Origin of the sequence: Thioalkalivibrio sp. AKL12 (assembly GCF_000377925.1) — a bacterium.
GTDB classification, from domain to species: Bacteria; Pseudomonadota; Gammaproteobacteria; order Ectothiorhodospirales; family Ectothiorhodospiraceae; genus Thioalkalivibrio; species Thioalkalivibrio versutus.
Genome location: NZ_KB898891.1, coordinates 49081 through 68903, shown reverse-complemented (window position 1 = coordinate 68903; position 19823 = coordinate 49081). Strand labels below are relative to the sequence as shown.

The 19823-nt window shown below is 67.4% G+C and carries 18 protein-coding genes; 15 read left to right on the top strand and 3 right to left on the bottom strand.

Annotated elements, in window-relative coordinates; translation table 11 throughout:
• Positions 1-189: 189 nt before the first annotated feature.
• Entirely contained in the window at positions 190-402 is a 213-nt protein-coding gene (locus D579_RS0102820; protein WP_018937902.1) for a putative motility protein, read from the top strand.
• Positions 403-870: 468 nt separating this feature from the next.
• On the opposite strand, the gene D579_RS0102815 is transcribed toward D579_RS0102820, so the two are convergent.
• Positions 871-1509, bottom strand: a complete 639-nt coding sequence (locus D579_RS0102815) for a YceI family protein (RefSeq protein WP_018951045.1) — start codon at positions 1507-1509, stop codon at positions 871-873.
• Positions 1502-2281 (bottom strand): CDP-alcohol phosphatidyltransferase family protein, encoded by a 780-nt coding sequence (locus D579_RS0102810; protein WP_018951044.1) that lies wholly within the window; start codon positions 2279-2281, stop codon positions 1502-1504. The genes D579_RS0102815 and D579_RS0102810 overlap by 8 nt, the downstream gene beginning before the upstream one ends.
• 136 nt (positions 2282-2417) lie before the next feature.
• Here D579_RS0102810 and D579_RS0102805 point away from each other — a divergent pair, with 136 nt between their 5' ends.
• The 5 genes from D579_RS0102805 to D579_RS0102785 all read left to right on the top strand — a co-directional run bounded on the left by D579_RS0102805 (position 2418) and on the right by D579_RS0102785 (position 6603).
• Entirely contained in the window at positions 2418-3428 is a 1011-nt protein-coding gene (locus tag D579_RS0102805; protein ID WP_018951043.1) for a zinc-binding alcohol dehydrogenase, read from the top strand.
• 38 nt (positions 3429-3466) lie between these two features.
• On the top strand, positions 3467-3865 hold the full coding sequence (locus tag D579_RS0102800; RefSeq protein ID WP_018951042.1) for a 6-carboxytetrahydropterin synthase: 399 nt from the start codon (positions 3467-3469) through the stop codon (positions 3863-3865).
• A gap of 5 nt (positions 3866-3870) precedes the next feature.
• Entirely contained in the window at positions 3871-4923 is a 1053-nt protein-coding gene (locus D579_RS0102795; protein WP_018951041.1) for a glycosyltransferase family 4 protein, read from the top strand.
• On the top strand, positions 4920-5723 hold the full coding sequence (locus tag D579_RS0102790) for a hypothetical protein (RefSeq protein WP_018951040.1): 804 nt from the start codon (positions 4920-4922) through the stop codon (positions 5721-5723). Before D579_RS0102795 ends, D579_RS0102790 begins: the two co-directional genes overlap by 4 nt.
• A 220-nt stretch (positions 5724-5943) precedes the next feature.
• Positions 5944-6603, top strand: a complete 660-nt coding sequence (locus D579_RS0102785) for a hypothetical protein (protein ID WP_018951039.1) — start codon at positions 5944-5946, stop codon at positions 6601-6603.
• A 106-nt stretch (positions 6604-6709) separates the two neighbouring features.
• Here the strand turns inward: D579_RS0102785 and D579_RS0102780 are convergent, their stop codons facing one another.
• Entirely contained in the window at positions 6710-8110 is a 1401-nt protein-coding gene (locus D579_RS0102780; protein WP_018951038.1) for a sigma-54-dependent Fis family transcriptional regulator, read from the bottom strand.
• A gap of 420 nt (positions 8111-8530) precedes the next feature.
• Between D579_RS0102780 and D579_RS0102775 the strand changes: the two genes are divergently transcribed.
• From D579_RS0102775 to D579_RS15205, 9 genes are all read left to right on the top strand, one after another.
• Positions 8531-9739, top strand: coding sequence for an efflux RND transporter periplasmic adaptor subunit (locus D579_RS0102775; RefSeq protein WP_026289421.1), 1209 nt, complete (start codon positions 8531-8533; stop codon positions 9737-9739).
• 130 nt (positions 9740-9869) lie between these two features.
• Complete coding sequence (locus tag D579_RS0102770) at positions 9870-14177, top strand: efflux RND transporter permease subunit (protein WP_018951036.1); 4308 nt, start codon at positions 9870-9872, stop codon at positions 14175-14177.
• Positions 14178-14208: 31 nt separating this feature from the next.
• Positions 14209-14919, top strand: a complete 711-nt coding sequence (locus D579_RS0102765; protein WP_018176020.1) for a sulfur globule family protein — start codon at positions 14209-14211, stop codon at positions 14917-14919.
• A 596-nt stretch (positions 14920-15515) separates the two neighbouring features.
• The gene (locus tag D579_RS0102760; protein WP_018951035.1) at positions 15516-15947 is read left to right on the top strand and encodes a sulfur globule family protein; all 432 of its coding nucleotides are present in this window, start codon (positions 15516-15518) and stop codon (positions 15945-15947) included.
• Positions 15948-16058: 111 nt separating this feature from the next.
• Entirely contained in the window at positions 16059-16703 is a 645-nt protein-coding gene (locus tag D579_RS0102755; protein WP_018144420.1) for an AAA family ATPase, read from the top strand.
• A gap of 51 nt (positions 16704-16754) precedes the next feature.
• Positions 16755-17342, top strand: coding sequence for a DUF302 domain-containing protein (locus D579_RS0102750; protein WP_018937888.1), 588 nt, complete (start codon positions 16755-16757; stop codon positions 17340-17342).
• A gap of 44 nt (positions 17343-17386) precedes the next feature.
• A complete protein-coding gene (locus D579_RS0102745) occupies positions 17387-17908 on the top strand; it encodes a hypothetical protein (protein WP_018144418.1) in 522 nt (173 codons plus the stop codon).
• 27 nt (positions 17909-17935) lie between these two features.
• On the top strand, positions 17936-19501 hold the full coding sequence (locus tag D579_RS0102740; RefSeq protein ID WP_018951034.1) for a dynamin family protein: 1566 nt from the start codon (positions 17936-17938) through the stop codon (positions 19499-19501).
• Between the two features lie 102 nt (positions 19502-19603).
• Positions 19604-19750, top strand: a complete 147-nt coding sequence (locus tag D579_RS15205) for a hypothetical protein (RefSeq protein WP_018144416.1) — start codon at positions 19604-19606, stop codon at positions 19748-19750.
• The last annotated feature ends 73 nt before the right edge of the window (positions 19751-19823 follow it).

Sequence of the window (19823 nt, the reverse complement as noted above, 5' to 3'; positions counted from 1 at the left end):
AGGGGAAGCATCGGCGACGAGAGTTCCGGTGCTGATCGTCGTTCGTGCAGTTGTGCGTTGAAAATCCTCCCGCGTGCGAAAAAATCGTGCATGGAGGCTCAAGTCTTGCGGGATGCGGCCGTCACCGGGGGAAGGCCCGTCGTCCTGAGCGCTGGTGGGCCTGTACATTCAGATTCCGGGAGTACCAGGATGGACGCAAGCGCGATTGCCGCAATGGCCACCCAGCAAAGCCAGCAGCAGCTGGCCATGCAGAAAGATGTGGCCCTGCAGAAGAAGGCGATGGAGTCGCAGGAGATGGCCGCTCAGTCGATGCTGGAGGCACTACCCGACATTGGCGAGATGCAGGCCGCCACACAGGGTCTGCCGGCAAACGTGGGCACCAACATCAACACGACCGCCTGACGCCCCCCAGTCCTTTCGCCCTGCAAGGCCCCGGCGCGTTACTGCCCGGGGCCTTTTCGTTTCCTGATTGGCAACGAGCGTCAGCCAGGCTCAAGGCCCGTGCGGGCCCGGGTCTCCAGGCGCCTCCTACATCGTCCTCCCGGAAACCGCGCAGCGGTTATCCGGGATCTCCACGGTATGAGTGACCCGTACGTTGGGGCTAGAACGGCGTGTGGAGATCCCGGCTCTCCGCTGCGCTACGGCCGGGATGACGCGGAAGTATTTTGGTCCCGGGTGTCGGAGCCGCTGTGTCCGGATGCCCCCGTACCCCGCGATCACGCGGTCTTCCATCCAGAGCCGTCGCGCCCTGCGCGGCAGGCCGGGAGCCTGCCCTGCACCGTGCCTTGGGTGCCCTCTGTGGTTACACGCCCCGGTGTTTCCTTCGTCTCTTTGAGTGCTTCGTGGTGAACCCATTCAGGCGGCCGTCCGTTACTGCCGCTGCGCCTCGAACTCGATCATCAGTTCGACCTCGTCGCCAACGATGTCGCGGGTCAGGCCGTAGGTCATGCCGAAATCGGAACGATCAAAGCTGCCACGCATCGACGCCCCCAGCACGTACGGGCGGCCGAACAGGCCACCCAGCGGGAACGGGTAGCGCCCGACCTTGTTGATGGTCACGTCGAGATGGATGGTGCGGGTCTCGCCCAGCAGCTCCAGGCCGCCGCTCAGGCGCCCGGTGTTGTCGCCGGTGGGCTGGTAGCGCGTGGCGGTGAAGCGCATCTCTGGGTATGCCTCGACGTGCAGGAAGTCCTCGTTGCGCAGGTGGTCGTCGCGCTCGGCGTGGTTGGTGAACACGCTGTCGGTCTTGATGACGAAGAAGCCGCCCTCCAGTTCGCCGGAGTCCGGGTCGAAGGTGAACTCGCCCTCGGCCTCCAGGAACATGCCCATGACCTTGGCGTAGCCGGCGTGATCGACCAGGAAACCGACTGCGAAGTGGTCGGGGTCGATGACCCAGCGGTCGGCATCGGCCAGGGCGGCAGCGGGCAGGGCGAAGGTTGCGGTCAGCAGGCAGGTCAGGAGCGTGGAGCGCAGGCGGCTGGAAAAGCGGTGGTTGCGGGCGTCAGTCATGACACACCTCCGGTCGGTGGCGGTACAGCCAGTGGATATCCACGGCAAAGGACAGGCCGAGGGCCAGTAGCCCGGCCAGGGCGATGGTGATGCCGGCGCTGGCGGGCAGGCCGGGGATCAGCACCAGAAGCAGCACCACGGTCTGCAGCACACAGACGGTCTGGCGGCGGCGGCTGGGTGGCAGCGCCCCGGCCAGCCAGGGCCAGGGGCGGGCGGCCAGCACGAAGGCATAGCGCATCAGCCCGATCAGGATCACCCAGGGGCCGACTGCGGTCATCTGCCAGGCGAGCACGGACAAAGCCAGGATCATCGCTGCGTCCAGTTCCATGTCGAAGCGGGCGCCGAATGCGGTGGCGCTGTCGGTGCGCCGCGCGACGGCCCCGTCGAGCCCGTCCAGCAGCAGGGCCAGACCCGCCAGCGCAATCACCCAGAGGGCCAGCAATGGGTCACCCGTGGCAGGGGGGACGAATACCAGGGCCCCCAGGGGTGCGGTCAGGGCGGCGCGCAGCAGCGTGACCCGGTTGGCCGGGCCGGGGCCACGCCCGTCCCGGGCCAGTCCGTCCGGGGGGGTGGTGGTGGCGAGCAGGGCGCCGAGCATGAACCAGAGCACGACAAAGCCGATGATTGCGTGCGGTCCCAGTTCGGCGTGCAGCATCAGCGCCGCCGTGACGACCAGGCCCAGCAGGCCGGCGACGAGCCCGTCGGCCGCCCAGACGCGGAGACCGGTCCGTATCCGTGCCGCGGAGCGACGTTTGGCGGTGGATGATTCCATGTGGGGATTGTAGCCCTCCGTTGGAGGTCTCCGGGGCCTTGCCTTGCGACCACGCCGCGCGCCGGGAGTTGCCGCTTGGAATACGCTTCGCCCACACTGCGCGGATGATGACGCCGCCTTGCACCCTGACCTTGCAGTGCTTCCGGTGAACACGCCGGCTCCCGAACAGGCCTTCTGGGTCGTCCGTCCCGGCACGGGCGAACTGCGCCCGGAGGCACTGGCGGAGCCGGCCTCGGGGGAGGTGCGGGTGCGCACGCAGTTTTCCGCGATCAGTCGTGGGACCGAGGCGCTGGTCTTTCATGGCCGGGTCCCCGCGAGCCAGCATCAGGCAATGCGCGCGCCGTTCCAGGCGGGCGAGTTCCCCGGGCCGGTCAAGTACGGATACATCAGCGTCGGAACGGTCGAGGCGGGGGGCGAAGGGGATGCGCCGCTCGGGCAGCGGGTGTTCTGTCTGTATCCGCACCAGAGCGCCTACGTCGTTCCCGCGGACGCGGTGGTCCCGATCCCGGATGCGGTGCCCGCGGAGCGCGCGGTGCTGGCGGCCAACATGGAGACGGCGATCAACGCGGTCTGGGATGCGCATTCCGGTCCGGGGGATCGCATCGCCGTAATCGGGGCGGGGGTGGTCGGGCTGCTGGTGGCCTGGCTGCTGCGCGCGATCCCCGGCACCGAGGTGACGTTGATCGACCCCAACCCCCAGCGCGAGGCTGTGGCGGCCCGGCTGGGGTTGAGCCTTTGCACCCCGGACGCGGCGCAAGCGAATCCGGACCTCCAGGGCCTGGACGGGGTCGTGCATGCCAGCGGCAACCCGGCCGGGCTGGAGCAGGCGCTGGCGCTCGCCGGGGTCGAGGCCCGAGTGGTGGAGATGAGCTGGTACGGCGATCAGCCAGTGCCGGCGCCGTTGGGCGAGGCCTTTCACTCGCGGCGGCTGACGTTGCGCAGCTCGCAGGTCGGACGCATCCCGCCGGAGCGCGCGGCGCGCTGGGACTATCGCCGCCGCCTGGCGCTGGCGCTGTCGCTGCTGACCGATCCGGCGCTGGATGCCCTGATCAGTGGCGAGGATGCGTTCGCCGACCTGCCGACGGCAATGCAGCGTGTCTCCGGGCCCGAGGCCGAACGCACGCTCTGCCACCGTATCCGTTATTGACCCTTTTCCGATTAACGCGACCTGCGGGGAATTGCACGATGTACAGCCTGAACGTCCGTGATCATTTCATGATCGCCCACAGCTTTGCCGGCGAGACCTTCGGCCCGGCCCAGAAGCTCCACGGCGCGACCTACGTGGTCGACGTGACCTTCCGCCGCAAGGCCCTGGATGCCGACGGGCTGGTGGTGGATATCGGCCGCGCCAGCGAGGTGGTCAAGGCCCTCCTGGGGGACCTGAACTACCAGAACCTGGACGAGCGCGAGGAGTTTCGCGGCCAGAACACCACCACCGAGTTCCTCGCCCATGCGTTGCATCAGCGCGTGGCGCGCGCCATCCATGCCGGCGAGTTGGGCGAATCGGCCCGCGAGCTGGACGCGGTGTGCGTGACGCTGAACGAGTCGCACGTGGCCTGGGCCAGCTACGAGGCGGCACCCTGAGCCGAATGCGTGAGCTCGGCCTGGTGGTGCCGGGGTCGCTGGAGCAGCGCACCGGGGGGTATCGCTACGATGCGCGCATGGTCGCGGGCTTGAGGGCGCGCGGCTGGACGGTGACGGTGCGCGAGCTGGAGGGGGCATTCCCCGGGCCGAACCCGGCGGCCGAGTCGGCCCTGGACGCCGCGCTTGCGGGCTTTCCCGATAGGCGGGCCGTGCTGCTGGATGGCCTGGCGGCGGGTGCCTTTCCCGGGGTGCTGGCCCGCCACGCCGAGCGCCTGCATCTGATCTATCTGCTGCATCACCCGCTGGGTCTGGAGACCGGGCTGGAACCGGCGCGGGCCGATGACCTGCTGGCGCGTGAACGCGCCGCCGTGGGTCAGGTCGAGGGCGTGCTGGCCACCAGTGCTTTCACCGCCGGGCAGGTGGCCACCTGGGGGGTGTCTTCCGGGCGGCTCCAGGCGATACCGCCGGGGATCGAACCGCGCCCGCAGGCGTTGGGGCCCGGTCCCGGCGAGCCGCCGCTGCTGCTCTGTGTGGGGTCGGTCGTGCCGCGCAAGGGCCAGCTGGAACTGGTGCAGGCCCTGGCGTGCATACGGACCACGGACTGGCGGGCGGTCTTGGTGGGTTCGCGGGTGCGGGACGCGGCCTATGTGCAGCGGGTGGAGGCGGCGATCACCGAGGCCGGGCTTGGAGACCGGATCGAGTGGGCCGGCGAATGCGATGATGCGGCGCTGGAGGGCTGGTACGGGCGGGCCTCGCTGTTTGTCCTGCCCAGCGCTTACGAGGGCTTCGGCATGGCCTATGCCGAGGCAATGGCGCGCGGCCTGCCGGTGATCGGTACCACCGGTGGGGCGATCCCTGCGACCGTGCCGGAGGCGGCCGGCCGGCTGGTCCCGCCGGGAGATATCGGGGCGCTTGCCGAGGCCATCGACGCCTTGTTGGTCGACGATGGAGCGCGCCACCGGATGGGACGGATGGCACGCGACGCGATGGCGGAACGTTCGGACTGGGATGGTGCGGTGGCCGCACTGGAACAGACGCTGGAGGCGTGGCTGCAATGACGGAATCCTTCGACGCCGACTGGCTGGCCCTGCGCGAGGCAGCCGATCATGCCGCCCGGCCGGAGGCCCTGGTCGAATCCCTGCGTGCGCATTTGGCTGGGCGTCGTGTCGCCGCCCCCCTTGAGGTGACGGATCTGGGCAGCGGCACCGGCTCCAACCTGCGCTACCTCGCGCCGCGACTGCCGCCCCCGCAACACTGGCGGCTGGTGGACCACGATACCGGGCTGCTGGGCCGCGCCGGCGCTCCCGGCGCCGGGATCGAGCTCGAGCGGTGGGTGAGCGACCTGGCCGACGATCCGGCTGCGGCCCTCGCGAGCGGATCATCGCTGGTGACCGGTTCGGCGCTGCTGGATCTGGTTTCGGAGGCCTGGCTGGACCGGTTGCTTGCGGCCTGCGCCGAACAGGGTGCCGCGGTGTTGTTCGCACTGAGTTATGACGGGCGGATTCGCTGGTCGCAGCCGCATGCCCTGGATGCCGAGTTGGAGGACGCGGTCAATCGGCACCAGTGCTCGGACAAGGGGTTCGGCGCGGCCCTGGGGCCGACCGCGGCGCCGGCCTGTGCGGCGCGGCTCGAGGGGCTGGGGTACGGGGTGCAAACCTGCGCCAGTGACTGGCGGATTGACGCGCATCGGGCGGGGCTGGGTGCGGCCCTGATCGACGGCTGGGTGGCCGCGGCCAGCGCGATCGACCCGGGCCGGGCGGCGGATCTGCGTGCCTGGGGCAAGGCGCGCGCCGTGGCGCTCGCCCGCGGCGAGGTCGAGCTGACCGTCGGGCATCAGGATGTGCTCGGTTTGCGCTGACCCACGCCGCCCGGGTGTTTTAATCAGCATCCCCTTACAAGGGAGAATTGGCGCCGATGTGCTGTCCATTATCCTGTTCGCTCTGGAAGGCGTTTCGGTGCAGGATAGAAATAGGTAATGGAATGAACGCTTGACGGAGACCCCGGAGTAGCGCTGATGAATGCATTCATCCGTGTTGCCCGAGTCGCTCCGCCAATGGAAAAACCGGAAAAGGTGAGGCATGGAACAGGCAGACAACAAGCAGAGAAGTTTCGTTAATCGCTACTGGATCCTGATCGTGATCGTGCTGTGGCTGATCGCCTGGTCGGCGCGCGATGTACTGGCCCCCAGCGCCGATGCGGTGCCGGAGGACACGGATGTCGAGGCCGTTGCGGTCGCCGAGGATGCCCCGGCCCCAGCGGACGAAACAGCGCCGCGTGAGGGGCGTTTGTCGGAGGGCGACATGGACCCGATGACGGGCGAGGCCTACGAGCGTGAGGACGAGGGCAGCGCACAGCGCCCGATCCCGGACCCGCAGGAACAGGCGCAGCTCCGGGCCACCGGCGAGCCGATGAGCGAAGAAGAGGTCGCGCGGCAGGTGCAGGAGGCGCTGGAGGCCGGGCGTGTCGCCTACTGGCGGGGCGGACCCGAGGAGGCGGTCGAGGTGCTGCGCACGGCACTGGAAGACATTCCGGCCACCTCGGCGCAGCGTGCCGACCTCTACGGCGAGCTGGGCAACGCCCTGTATGCCGCTGACGATGCCGCGGGCGCGATGCGGGCCTGGGACAGCGCCCTGGGGCTGTTGCCGACAAGCGAGCGGCGTTCGATGATCGAGCGCCTGGCGCCGGTGTATGACCGCCACCACCGCGATGGCGCCCGCCACCTGCGACAGTACCGCTAGGTCTTTCGCGCTGCCGGAAGGCGCGGGCAGGGCAACCGAAAAGGCCCCGGGGGTGCACACCTCCGGGGCCTTTTCTTGTGGGGGCGGCCGTCTGCCAGCCGCAGGTTCAGACTAGCTGGTAGCGGTGCAGCTTGCGCCACAGGGTGCTGCGATCCATGCCCAGGGCGCGGGCGGTCTGTGAGCGGTTTCCGGCATGGGCGACCAGTGCCTCGCGCAGGCGCCGGGCCTCCGGATGCTCGCTGGGCTGGCCGTCGCGGGTCGGGTGGCCCGCCCGGTCGTTCGGTTGGCCGTCGGGAGCGTGGGCCGGGTCATGGCGGTTGGTGCGCGGCGCATGGATCGTGTCCGCCGCATCGGCATCCATCCGGATCGGCTGGGGCAGGGGAAAGTCGTCCACCTGACCATTGCGGGCGTGCAGGGTCAGACACTCGAAGACGTTCTCCAGCTCGCGGAAGTTGCCCGGCCAGGGGTGCTCCTGCAGCCGTTCCTTCAGATGCGGCGCGATGCGGATGCCGTGGTGCACCTCGTAGGCCTGCAGGGTGGCTTCCAGATCCCGGGGACGCTCGCGCAGCGGCGGGATTTCCACCGTGGCGACCGCGAGGCGGTAGAACAGGTCGGTGCGGAACGCGCCGGCCTCGACGCGGCTGCGCAGGTTCTGATTGGACGCGGAAAGGATGCGCACATCCACTTGCCGGGTGGTGTTCTCGCCGACGCGTTCAAAGGCGCCATCCTGGACCGCGCGCAGCAGCTTGGCCTGCAGGCGCGGGCTCATCTCGCCGATCTCGTCGAGGAACAAGGTGCCGCCGTCGGCCGCCTCGAAGCGCCCGACCCGGTCGTTGACCGCCCCGGAGAAGGCCCCGCGGGCGTGGCCGAACAGTTCGGATTCCAGCAGCTCCTCGGGGATCGCCGCGCAGTTGATCTCGACGAACGGGGCACGGATGCGGCGGCTGGACTGGTGGATGGCCCGGGCCAGGCGCGTCTTGCCGGTGCCGGATTCGCCCATGAGCATCACGCGCACGTCGCTGGCGGCCACGCGCCGTGCGAACTGCAGCGTGGGCCGGCAGCTGGCGTCGTGGGAATGGAAGTGGCTGTCCTCGAGCCCGTCCTGTCCGTCCTCGCTGACGGTTTCCACCGCGGTTGTTCGCCGGCGCTGCGGTTGCAGGGTGATCAGACGTAGCGCGCGCTGGTCATCGTTCAGGCGCAGTGGCTGGCTGATCACCTCCAGCGGGAGGGTCTCGTCGTCCAGCTCCGCCATTAGCGAGAAGTGCAGGGCGTGCGGCGTGCTGTTGGCGTCGGCATCGTGCTCGCCGGCGGCAATGGCGGCCTCTTGCAGGTGTTGTTCGAGATTCAGTGGTCCGAGGTTCGCCAGGGTGAGGCGGGCATCGGAGGGGATTTGCAGCGTCTGGTGAAAGGCCGGGTTGGCGAACAGGACACGGCCCCGGGTATCGCTGATGAGGTGTGGGTCCCGACTGTGTCGGATGCAGATTTCGGCCAATTCCGTTGTGGTCATCCCGCCTCCTTTTCTTGTTGGAGGGGTCGGCGGAAGCGGTGCGGTGTTGCAACATCCGGGGGCACCTGCAACACCCCCGGTATGGCCCGTTTCGCCAATCCCTGTCTCGGTTATAGCGCGAAACGGGGTTGTTGCAACAGTCATTGCTTAAATATCAGTAAATCCTAATTAAATGATTGTTTTATAAGAAAGTCGCTATATTGGCATGTACGTTGCTTGTAGTTCGGCATGAGTTCTTCTACAACTATGGGCAATGGATATCCGCCTCGGTCGTCAGTCGGCAGAACGCCCCCGCCAAGCGGGCTTCGTTGCCGCGCGCCCCAGTGCGGCCATTCCCCGATCCGAGGCCCGGTGCCCGTGTGGGCAGCACGGCTCGACACCTTCTCCCATCGCGGCGTTCGACGCGAGGTACTGACGATCATGTTTGCGCGAGTTTCCCGACGCCTCCTGGCCCGCACCCTCCTGGGTACCGCACTGGCCCTGCCGCTGTTCGGCATCTCGGCGGCCCACGCCGCTGGTCCGATCCTCACGGTGGAGCCGGATCAGGCGGCCACCCAGACCGTTAGTGGCACCGTGGTCCCCTATCGTGAAGTCACCCTGACCGCTCAATCCGCGGGGCGCGTGGTGGATGTGGCGGGCGCCGAGGGCGACCGCTTCGAACAGGGGGCGGTGCTGGTGGCGATCAGCGACGACCGGCTGCGCGCCCAGCGCCAGGCGGCTCAGGCCGAGATGCGCACCACCGAGGCCGCGATCCGCGAGGCCCAGATGCAGTACGGCCGCGAGATGGTCTCGCCGCAGTCGCGCAGCATTGGCCAGATGCCGGGCATGGGCGTGCCGTCGATGTTCGACCAGATGTTCACCCAGCCGATGGGCCAGGTCATGGGCATGGGCGATCCCGCGCTGGATCGCCGTACGGATCTCTATTCCCGCTACATCGGCGTGGATCAGGCGCAGGCGCGCTGGGAGCAGGCCCGGGCCCGGGTCACCGAACTGGACGCGGCCATCCGCGACACCCGGTCCGAGGCGCCCTTCGATGGCCTGGTGATGCACAAGCACGTGGAAGAGGGCGATACCGTCCAGCCCGGCCAGCCGCTGGTGAGCTTCGGCCATGTCGAATTCCTGCGCGTCGAGGCGCAGGTGCCGGTGCGGCTGGTGAGCGGCCTGCAGGAAGACGACTACGTGCAGGTGCGGCTGGATACCGGTGACGAAGTGGAGGCCCGGGTCGCCCGGATCTTCCCCCTGGCCGACCCGCAGCGCCACACCGTCACGGTCAAGTTCGACCTGCCGCAGGGCGTGCGCGGTGGCCCGGGCATGCATGCGGCGGTGCATCTGCCGCAGGGCGAGCTTTCCAGTAACCGGGTCGTGATCCCGCGTTCGGCATTGATCCCGGGCGGTGCCTTGCCGCGCGTGGCCGTGCTTGATGGCGAGGGCCACGTCCGCGTGCGCATGGTGCGCCTGGGTGGCGGACGCGGCGACCAGGTGGTGGTGACCTCCGGGCTGGAGCCGGGCATGCAGATCCTGGCCCGACCGGGCGCGGGTGTGCGTTCCGGCCAGCCCGTGGGGCGCGGTTCCCCGGATTCGGGCGTCGGACGCCGCGACGGTGTCACGGACCCCTGGAGCCGTATGTAGGGATCCATACCCGGCTGCAGGCCGGGACTATCAGCGCCGGTTGCTGCCCCCTGGCAGGTGCACCGGTGGCGACGCGCCGGCCGAACCGGTGCTCGGGACGCCAGACTGACAACAGGACTGTTCAAGCTCGATGGCCGAAGACGACAAACAATCCGAGACCGGTTTCCGGCAGAAACACGGTGACCCCGGCATTGCCGGGCGCATGGCGGCGGCCTTTATTCATTCGCCGCTGTCGTCGCTGCTGCTGATTGCCAGTATCGCGATCGGCATCCTCGGCCTGATGGTGACGCCGCGCCAGGAGGACCCGCAGATCTCCGTGCCGATGGTGGACATCATGGTCTCCTACCCCGGCGTGCCGTCCGAGCAGGTGGCGAGCCTCGCGGCACGGCCGCTGGAGCGGCTGATGAGCGAGTTGTCCGGGGTGGACAACGTCTACTCCGTGTCGCATCGCGGCGAGGCGATGGTGACCGTGCAGTTCGACGTTGGCGAGGAGATGGAGTCGTCCATCGTCAAGGTGCACGACAAGCTGATCGCCAATCGGGACCTGATGCCGCCCGGCGTCAGCGAACCCATGGTCAAGGCCAAGGGTGCGGACGACGTGCCGGTGGTCAACCTGACCTTCTGGTCCCATGAGGTGGACGATGCCCTGTTGCGCCAGATTGCGCTGGATGCGCAGCAGCAGCTGAACGAGGTCCCCGACACCAACCAGAGCTTCGTGGTCAGTGGGCGCGAGGAGCGCCTGCGCATCGAGGTGTTGCCGGAACGCCTCGCGGGCTATGACGTCAGCCTGGACGAGATCGCCCAGGCCGTGCAGTCGGCGAATGTCGAGGGCGCGGCTGGACGCATCGAGAGCGGGGGGCTGAGTACCGCGGTGTACACCGGGCGTTTCTTCACCGGTGCGGCCGATCTCGAGCAACTCCTGGTTGCGGTCAGTGACGGCCAGCCGGTCTATCTGCGCGATGTGGCCGAGGTAACGTACGGCCCGGGCGAGCTGGAGCGGTTCGTGCGCCACTACTCCGGTCCGGCAGCACCCCAACCGGATGCGGCACCGGAAGGCGCCGCGGCGGTCACGCTGGCCATTGCCAAGAAGCCCGGCAGCAACGGGGTGACCGTTGCCAACGACGTGCTCGAGCGCCTGGAGCGTCTGAAGGGCAGCGTGATCCCGGACAACGTCGAGGTGGCGGTTTCGCGCAACTACGGCAAGTCTGCCAACGAGAAGGTCAACGAGCTGCTCTTCAAGCTGTTCATCGCCACCTTCGCAGTGACCATCCTGGTGGGCCTGTTCCTGGGGGTTCGTGCCGCGGTCGTGGTGCTGATCGTGATCCCGGTGGTGATCCTGTTCACTGTGTTCAGCGCGTGGCTGCTGGGCTACACCATCGATCGCGTCAGCCTGTTTGCGCTGATCTTCTCCATCGGCATCCTGGTCGATGACGCCATCGTGGTGGTGGAAAACATCTACCGACGCTGGCTGATGAAGCGCGGCATCGATACCGAGACCACGGTGGATGCGGTGCGCGAGGTCGGCAACCCGACCATCCTGGCCACCTTCACGGTCATCGCGGCCCTGCTGCCGATGGGTTTCGTCTCCGGGATGATGGGCCCGTACATGCAGCCGATCCCGGTGCTGGGGTCCGTGGCCATGCTGTTCTCGTTGGTGGCGGCGTTTGTATTCACCCCGTGGCTCACCCAGCGCCTGCGTCCGAGCATGGCGTATCTGGAAAAGGCCACCGACAAGGAACATCGCCAGGCGGAAAAGCTGGGGCGGTTCTACCGCACGGTAATCCCGGGGCTGGCCGACAACCGGGTGCGCGGCTACGCCTTTTTGATCGCCGTCATCGTGATCTTCTTCCTGATGGTCAGCCTGTTCATGACCACGGACGTCCGCGTGAAGATGCTGCCCCTGGATAACAAGCCCGAGTTCCAGGTGATGGTGAACTTCCCCGAGGGCACGGCCCTGACCGAGACCGCGACGCTGAGCCACGACATGGCCAGCGCCCTGCGCGAGATGGACGAGGTGGTGGCTCTGCAGTCCTACGTCGGGACCGCGTCGCCGTTCAATTTCAACGGCCTGGTGCGGCACTACTACCTGCGCAACGAACCCTGGCAGGGGGACATCCAGGTGCAGCTGGTGGACAAGGGCGACCGCAGCCGGACCTCGCACGATATTGCCACCGAGGCGCGCGAACGCCTGACCCCGCTGGCCGAGGCGGCCGGCGCGCGCATCCAGGTGGTCGAGATGCCGCCGGGTCCGCCGGTGCTGCAGTCGATTGTCGCCGAGATCTACGGCCCTGATGCTGCCACCCGCCGCGCTGTAGCCCGCGATCTCGAGGGCATGTTCGCCGGTGCCGAGCACGTGGCCGATGTGGACAGCTTCCTGCAGGCGCCACACAACGTCTGGCACTTCGATGTGGATCGCGATAAGGCGCTGCGCCGCGGTGTGACCGTGGACACCATCAATCGAACCCTGGAGACCGCGATCGGCGGGCGGATCCTGGGCGATGTAAAGGCGCAGTCGCTGGTCGAGCCGCATTTGATCGAGATGCGTCTGCCGATGGCAACGCGCAATGACATCCGGCAGCTGGAGATGCTGCCGATCTCCACCCGGCAGGGCGGGTCGATCCCGCTGGCCGAGCTGGGCGAATTCGTCCAGCGCCCGCAGGACGAGCCGATCTACCACAAGAACCTGCGTCCGGTGGAGTACGTGACCGGCGAGGTGGTCGGGCGTCTGGCCGCGCCGGTGTACGGCATGCTGGAGGTCCAGGAACAGCTGGAGGACTACCGTCTTCCGGATGGCAGTCAGGTGCAGCCGCACTGGCTGGGGCCGCCGCCCAATGATGGCTCGACCGCCTTCGAATGGGCCGGCGAGTGGACGGTGACGTACGTGACCTTCCGCGACATGGGGATCGCCTTCGCGATCGCGCTGATCCTGATCTACATGCTGGTGGTCTGGGAGTTCGGCAACTTCGTGTTGCCGGGCATCATCATGGCCCCGATCCCGCTGACCCTGATCGGCATTATTCCCGGCCACTGGCTGATGAACGCCGAATTCACCGCGACCTCAATGATCGGCTTTATCGCGCTCGCGGGGATTATTGTCCGCAACTCGATCCTGCTGGTGGACTTCGGTCGCCAGGCGGTGGACGAGGGCCACGACGTGCGCGACGCGATGATCCTGGCCTGCCAGGCGCGTACCCGTCCGATCATCATCACCGCGCTGGCCCTGCTGGCCGGCTCCAGCGTGATCCTGTTCGATCCGATCTTCCAGGGCATGGCGATCTCGCTGATGTTCGGCACGGTGGTGGCCACCCTGCTGACCCTGGTGGTGATCCCGCTGGGCTGTATCTCCGGCCGCCGTGCCTTCTGCCCGACCAGCCTGGACGAGGACGGTGCGGCCACGGCGGGCTGTGGCAATGGCAATGGCCATGCTGTGCGTGCCGGTGTGACGGCCAGCCCGACCCAGGGTGCGTCTCCGGGGGCATCCGGCGAGGGGAATGACCTGTTCGGCCCGCGCGAGGGCGGGCCGGTCACCCAGGTCGTGCAATACGCGGGGCTTTATCTCAAGTGCCTGGTCGTGGCTTTCATCGAGGGCCTGCGCGACCTGGCGCTCGCCCTGGGGCGCCTGATTCGGTCTTTCATTGAACGCCGCCGCAATGGCGATGGCGGCCCCCCGCCGCCCAGCGGCGGATCGGGCGGTCCCTCCGCCGGGCCTGGCGGGCCGACGGGCGGTGCCCCGGGGAGCGGTGGCGCGTCGGGCACGGGTTCCGGCGGGGCTGCGGCGACTCCGCAGTCCCGTTCGGAAAACCCGTCGGCGGACTCGAAGCCGTCAGGCCCTGTTGCGCAGGCACCTGAGGCGACCGGCACCCCAGAGCGAGCGGCTTCCACCCCCGCCACCGGGAATGCCGGAGCCCAGGACGCCGGTGCCGTGCCGTCCAGCCGCGCTCAGGCTGAGAAGCCCGACGCTGGGACTGCGAAACAGGCGGCCACCTCCAGGACCACGTCCCGCGCCGGGGTAGGCGAGACGACCGCATCGACTACCCCGGTCGGGTCGCGTGCCGGGAAAGCCGGCTCCACGCGGGGTGCTGGCGATACCGCGGGGACCAAGGCTACGAAGAAGTCGCCAGCGGGCACCTCGGTAAGCGCGAAGGGCAAGTCCACCGCAGCCGCGAGAAAGACCCCCGGCGACACGTCCGTGTCCGGTGACGCCACGCAAGGACGCGCAAGCAGCACCAGCAAGGGCACCGGAACCCGGAAAACGGGCAGCGCGAGCGCGAACAAGCGCGCGTCGACGGCATCCAACAAGAAGGCCGGCGGGACAAGCAAGACCGGCACCACGAGCAGCAAGACCGGCCGCAAGGACAGCGGCAGCACCCCCAAGGGGAGCGGCAAGTCGGGTACACCCGGCAAGGGCCGCACCCGACGTGGGATTCGACTCAAGTGAACATGCAAGCAAGACCTCGAGGAGGTTCGCAATGAAGAAGCGTTTCAATTCCCGAATGATTGGTACCACGCTGGCCAGTGCCGCCGTGGCATCCGTGCTGGCCCTGGGCGTCGCCCAGGCCCAGGAACAGGGCCAGGGTCAGGGCTACGGCCAGGGTCCGGCGATGGGCCAGCAGGGCCCGGTGCCCGGCCCCTACGGGCATGCCCCGTACGGCTCCGGCATGGGCGCACACCCCGGTGGCGGGATGATGCAGCAGCGTGAAGGCTCCGGTGACTTCAGCTTCGGCATGTCCGGGCGCAGTCAGGGTCATGGCTACGGGCGCGGCCACGGTGATGGGTACGGCCAGGGCTATGGTCGCGGCCATCAGGGCTATGGTCCGGGATACGGCCCGGGGTATGGCCCCGGTTACGGCCCCGGTCCGCAGCAGGGTGGCTTCGGCCATCCGGGCATGATGCAGCCGGGCTATGGCATGCAGCAGCGTCAGGGCTACGGCCAGATGCAGCAGTTCGATCCGGACAACCTGCCGGAAGACATGCCAGAAGAGATGCGTGAGCGCATCCAGGCCCAGCACGCCGAGCGCCAGGAGCGCATGGAAGAGATGGAAGCCATGCGCGAAGCGCGTCAAAAGGCGATGGAAGCCGGACGTGCGGCGTACGAGGAAGAGATGGAGCGCCAGCGTGAGCGCCGCATGGAGATGATGCAGGAGCGTCGTGAATCCATGCAGGAAGAAGGCGAGTACTGATCTTCGGATCGGGGATCGCATGCCGACGGGCGCTGGTGCCCGTCGGAGTGGAAGCCAGACGGAGGCAGTTCGCCATGCAGGGCAGGCAGTCCGGTCAACCGAAACGCAGGCGGGTCAGAAACGCCCCGATACTCGGGGTATTGCTGGCCACGGGGTTTCTGTTGCCGGCCGCCGACCTGGCGGCGAGTGATCGCCACAACCCCTGGGCCTCTGGTACGCCGGAGGTGCAGCGGTCGGCCCCGGAACGCCCGCGCGGGCGTTTTCCGGACCGCGATTACGACCCGTCACGGCGGGGCGAATCGCGGGATGCGCCAGGCCCGCCGCAGCACGCTCCGGCGTACCGCGGCTACGGGCCGCAACACCCGTACGGCACACCGGGTGCTCCGTCGTTCCACACCCCTGGCGGGATGCCGGGGGGCTATCCATACGGGTATCCGGGGCAGTCCGGTTACCCGGGCATGGGCGGGCCGTCTTCGGTCTTCCCCTGGGGGATGGGCGGTTTCCCGTTCCCCTGACCAGTAAGGCGTGCATTCGGGAAGCCCTCCCCGCGTACACGCATTCAAATTGAGGGCATGACTCCTTCAGGAGGTAGCACCATGAACAAGTTGGTCAAAGCAGCAGTTCTCGCCGTTTCCCTGGGTGGCCTGGCCGCCCCGATGATGGCCTCCGCCCAGTGGGGCGGCCCCGGCTACGGGTATGGCCCCGGCGCCTATGGCCCGGGCTACGGCTATGGCCCGAGCATGCCGTTCTTCGGTGGCCCCGGTTACGGCTCCGGTCGTAATTACGGCATGGGCGACATGATGGGTGACATGATGGGTGACGGTAACTTTGACTTCTCCGCCAGCGGTCGTGGCCGCGGCCACGGCTACGGTCATGGCTATGGGGATGGCTACGGCCGGGGTTATGGTCAGGGTTACGGCCATCCGGGTTATGGCTACGGCCCGGGCTACGGCTACGGTCCGGGCTACGGCCCGCGGGGCTATGGCCCGCAGGGTCAGATGCCGCAGCAGCAGGGCCAGGGCAACTAAGCCCGTCGCTGTTCGGGCCTGCCCGGTGTCGGGCAGGCCCCTTTTTTTCGGAGCCGTGCGGATTGGTGGGTTGCGCGTAGCCGCCAATCCGCAATGCTCGAAGGAGACGCCATGCAGACCGTCGTCGCCAATCTGAAAGGTGGTACCGGCAAGAGTACCGTGGCCTTTAACCTGGCCCTGTGGTTGCTGGAGGGGCGTCGTCGCGCCCTGACCGTGGATCTGGATCCGCAGCGAACCCTCAGCGATGTGCTGGAGGTGCGCCACGAGGAAGGCTACGAACCCGCGCTGGACGGGGTCAGTGATCTCGATGCGGTCCGCTCCCGCGCGGGCGATTACGACGAGGTGCTGATCGATGTCGGTGCGTCGGACATGGCCTCCCTGATGACAGCGGTGGAGGGTGCCGACCGCGTGCTGATCCCGGTGCCGCCCAGCCAGGCGGACGTCTGGTCGACTTATCGCTTCGTTCAGCGCATTCAGGAGCAACGGGGGTCGCGTGATCGTCCCGAGATTCTGGCATTCATCAATCGTGCCGATACGCACCAGGCCGTGCGTGAGACCGACGAGACGCACGAGGCGCTGCAGCAGATCGAGGGGGTCCGCTTGCTGAAGCCGCGGCTGAAGCAGCGCATGGCCTTTCGCCGTTCCTTCAGCGAAGGGCTCTCGGTGCGCGAACTGGAGCCCCGCGGCAAGGCCGCCGCCGAGCTGGATGCCCTGGCTGTAGCCCTGTTCGGGCGCAACCGCCGCAAGAAACAATAATGTGTCGCGTCCGGTGATCACCGGACGGCGGGCACCGAGCAGGAGAGCTTCATGCGCTTCATACGCAATGCGTTGGTCGTGATCGGATTGCTGGCACTGATCGGGGTGGGGTATGCCATTTTTGCTTTCGAGCCCTACCTCGGTCAGGTCCGCTCGCTGGATTCCCAGGCGCCCAAGGTCTATTCGCAGATGGCCCGCACGGTGCTGGAGACCGGCGATGCCGCGGAGGCCATGGTCTACAAGCGCAAGGTGGACGCGGGCCTGGCGGTCGACGAGGTCGAGGATATTCTGCGGCTGGTGGCCAACGAGCTGAATCTCCGCAACGTCGGCGAATTGCCGATGGGGGAGGAGGTACGCAGCGTTACCGGGGAGGACTTTCCGTTCCTGAAGATCTATATGTTCTGTGATGTGGCGATTGCCGCGCAGATGGTTCGCCACAGCCCGGCGATGGCTGCGTATCTGCCGTGCCGGATCGTGCTGCAGGAAGATGCCGAGGGCAATCTGTGGCTGATGACGCTGGATCTGGAGCCGATGATCCACGGAGGGCGGCCGCTGCCCGGGGATCTGCGCGAGCAGGCCATTTTTGTGAAGGAATCACTGGAGGAAATCATCGACCGCGCCGCCGTCGGCGCCTTCTGACGGGGGTAGCGAACCCGATTCCATGCATCGACCAAGGGCGTTCAATGAGTGACGAGAGTAACAGTGATTTCAACAGGGTCCGCGACGAGGCGGACAAGGCGGATGCCCGCTCCCGGCGTGTGGAGCTGATTGTGTACGCCGCCTTGCTGGCCTTCGTGGTCCTGGCCATCTACGGGTTCTGGCTGATCACCAGCCTGACGCGGGATGTCAGCCAGCTGACCCAGGAGATCGCCCAGATGACCCAGGTGGTCGATCGCGACATGTCCACCATCGCCGGGCACATGGCCTCGATGGACCACCAGATGACGGACATCAACAACACCATGCGGGTAATGAACGAGGAAGTGGCGGTGATCGCGGGCAATACGCGCTCGATGGATGCCAATATCGGCTCGATGACGCGCGATACCAGCGTGATGGCGGGCGCGATCACGGGCATGCAACAGGACATGTGGAGTCTGAATCGCAATGTGGGGGCGCCCATGGGTATGATGAACATGTTCAACCCATTCACCGATCAGAGCGGTCCGGTCCGGGGTTCGCCGGGGCCGTATTACCCGCGCTGATCACGCGTTTCGACTGACGGAGTCCGCATGTTCAATCGTCCTGGCCCTCGGGTACGCAAGCAGCTCAAGCTGCTCAGCGACCGCCTTGCCGAAGAGAATCCGGTCCTGAAGGGGGTGGTCGACCCCTTCCGTGATCTGGACCGGGTCGGCTATGCGGCCGGTCTGCTGGATCCCACCGAAGACTCCTACGCCTTCACCATCTCCTGGTGGCCGATGATCGCCATGCTGGGGACGTTCTCGGCCGGCAAGTCCACCTTCATCAACGAATACGTGGGCACCACCGTGCAGCGCAGCGGTTCGCAGGCGGTAGACGACAAGTTCACCGTGATCAGCTACGGCGGAAGCGAGCACGTGCAGGAGCTGCCGGGGCTCGCGCTGGACGGCGATCCGCGTTTCCCGTTCTATCGCGTATCCGACGAGATCGAGCGCATCACCGACGGTGGCGGGCGTACGGTGGATCATTTCCTCGCGATGAAGACCGCGCGTGCGGAGCATCTGCGCGGGCGCATCATCATCGACTCTCCCGGGTTCGATGCCGACGAGCAGCGCGCGACAATCCTGCAGCTGACCGACCACATCATCGATCTGTCCGACCTGGTACTGGTGTTCTTCGATGCCCGCCACCCGGAACCGGGCGCGATGCGCGACACCCTGGAGCACCTGGTCAATCGCGTCGCCGAACGCAATGATTTCACCAAACTGGTGTTTATCCTTAACCAGATCGACACCACCTGGCGCGAGGACAACCTGGAAGAGGTTGTTTCCGCCTGGCAGCGCGCCGTGGTGCGTCAGGGCAATGCCACCGGGCGCTTCTATTGCCTGTACAACGAGAGTGCGGCGGTCGAGATCGGCGATCCTCAGGTGCGCGAGCGCTACGAGGAAAAATCCCGGCGCGACCGTCAGGAGATCCACGCCAAGATCCAGGAGATCAGTTCCTCGCGTTCCTACCGGATCCTTGGCTCGCTGCAGGCGATCGCCGAATCCATCGAGATGGACGTCATGCCGGCGCTGCAACGTGCGCTCGCACGCTGGCGCCGCCGTGTCATGCAGTTCGACGCCGGGATGTTCGCGGTGGTCGCGGTGATCCTGGGCCTGATTGGCTACCAGTGGACTGGTGGTGTGGCCCCGTGGACCGATGGCAGCGTCTGGCAGTCCATGGGCGAGCGCCCGTTGCTGACGGTCTTTGGCATCGTGGTGCTGGCCATCGTGCTCGGCGGGATTCACTTCTTCAATCGCCGCTGGCTGGCGCGCCGCATCGCGCGGACGCTGCCGATCGAGACCCCCGCCGGTAACTGGCGCGCGGCCTTCGAGAAGAACACGCGTCCCTGGCGCCCGATGATGGGACGAGCACCGCTGGGTCTGGGACGGCGGATGATCGGCCGCCTGCATCAGTTGCGCGACCGCGCCGAGGCCTACATCCAGCGCCTGAACAACCAGTTTGTGGATGCCAGCCCGGTCTCGCGCCAGGGCGGGCGGGCCTCGGCCAGCGATATCTACAACCCGAAGGAGCCGGAAGCCCCGGTCCCTGACCCGACGCCGGGCACGGATGCGCCCCGCGATTACGCCGAGCCGGAGGCGCCGGAGAGGCGCTAGGGGTAGGGGCAGGCATGATGCCTCCTCCTGCGCCGGCTCGCAGCAAGCAGCACGACCAGCGGGTGCGATTACCGGCCGCTAATGTTGTGCAGGAGGAGAACGATGACCATACTGGCGTGGCTTATGTTCGCGCTGGCCATGATCCTGGTGCCCATCTCGGTATGGGCCAGCATGGCAGCGCTGGGGGTTTGTGCCGGGTGTGCACTGATCCGAGACTGGCGCAGGGGGCGTCAGGCGTCGGAGCAGTAGGCTCTCCCGCCCCGACACCCACGGGCTTTAACCAACTGGGGACGGATCGTGCGCAGGGGGCTGTGGCGGATCC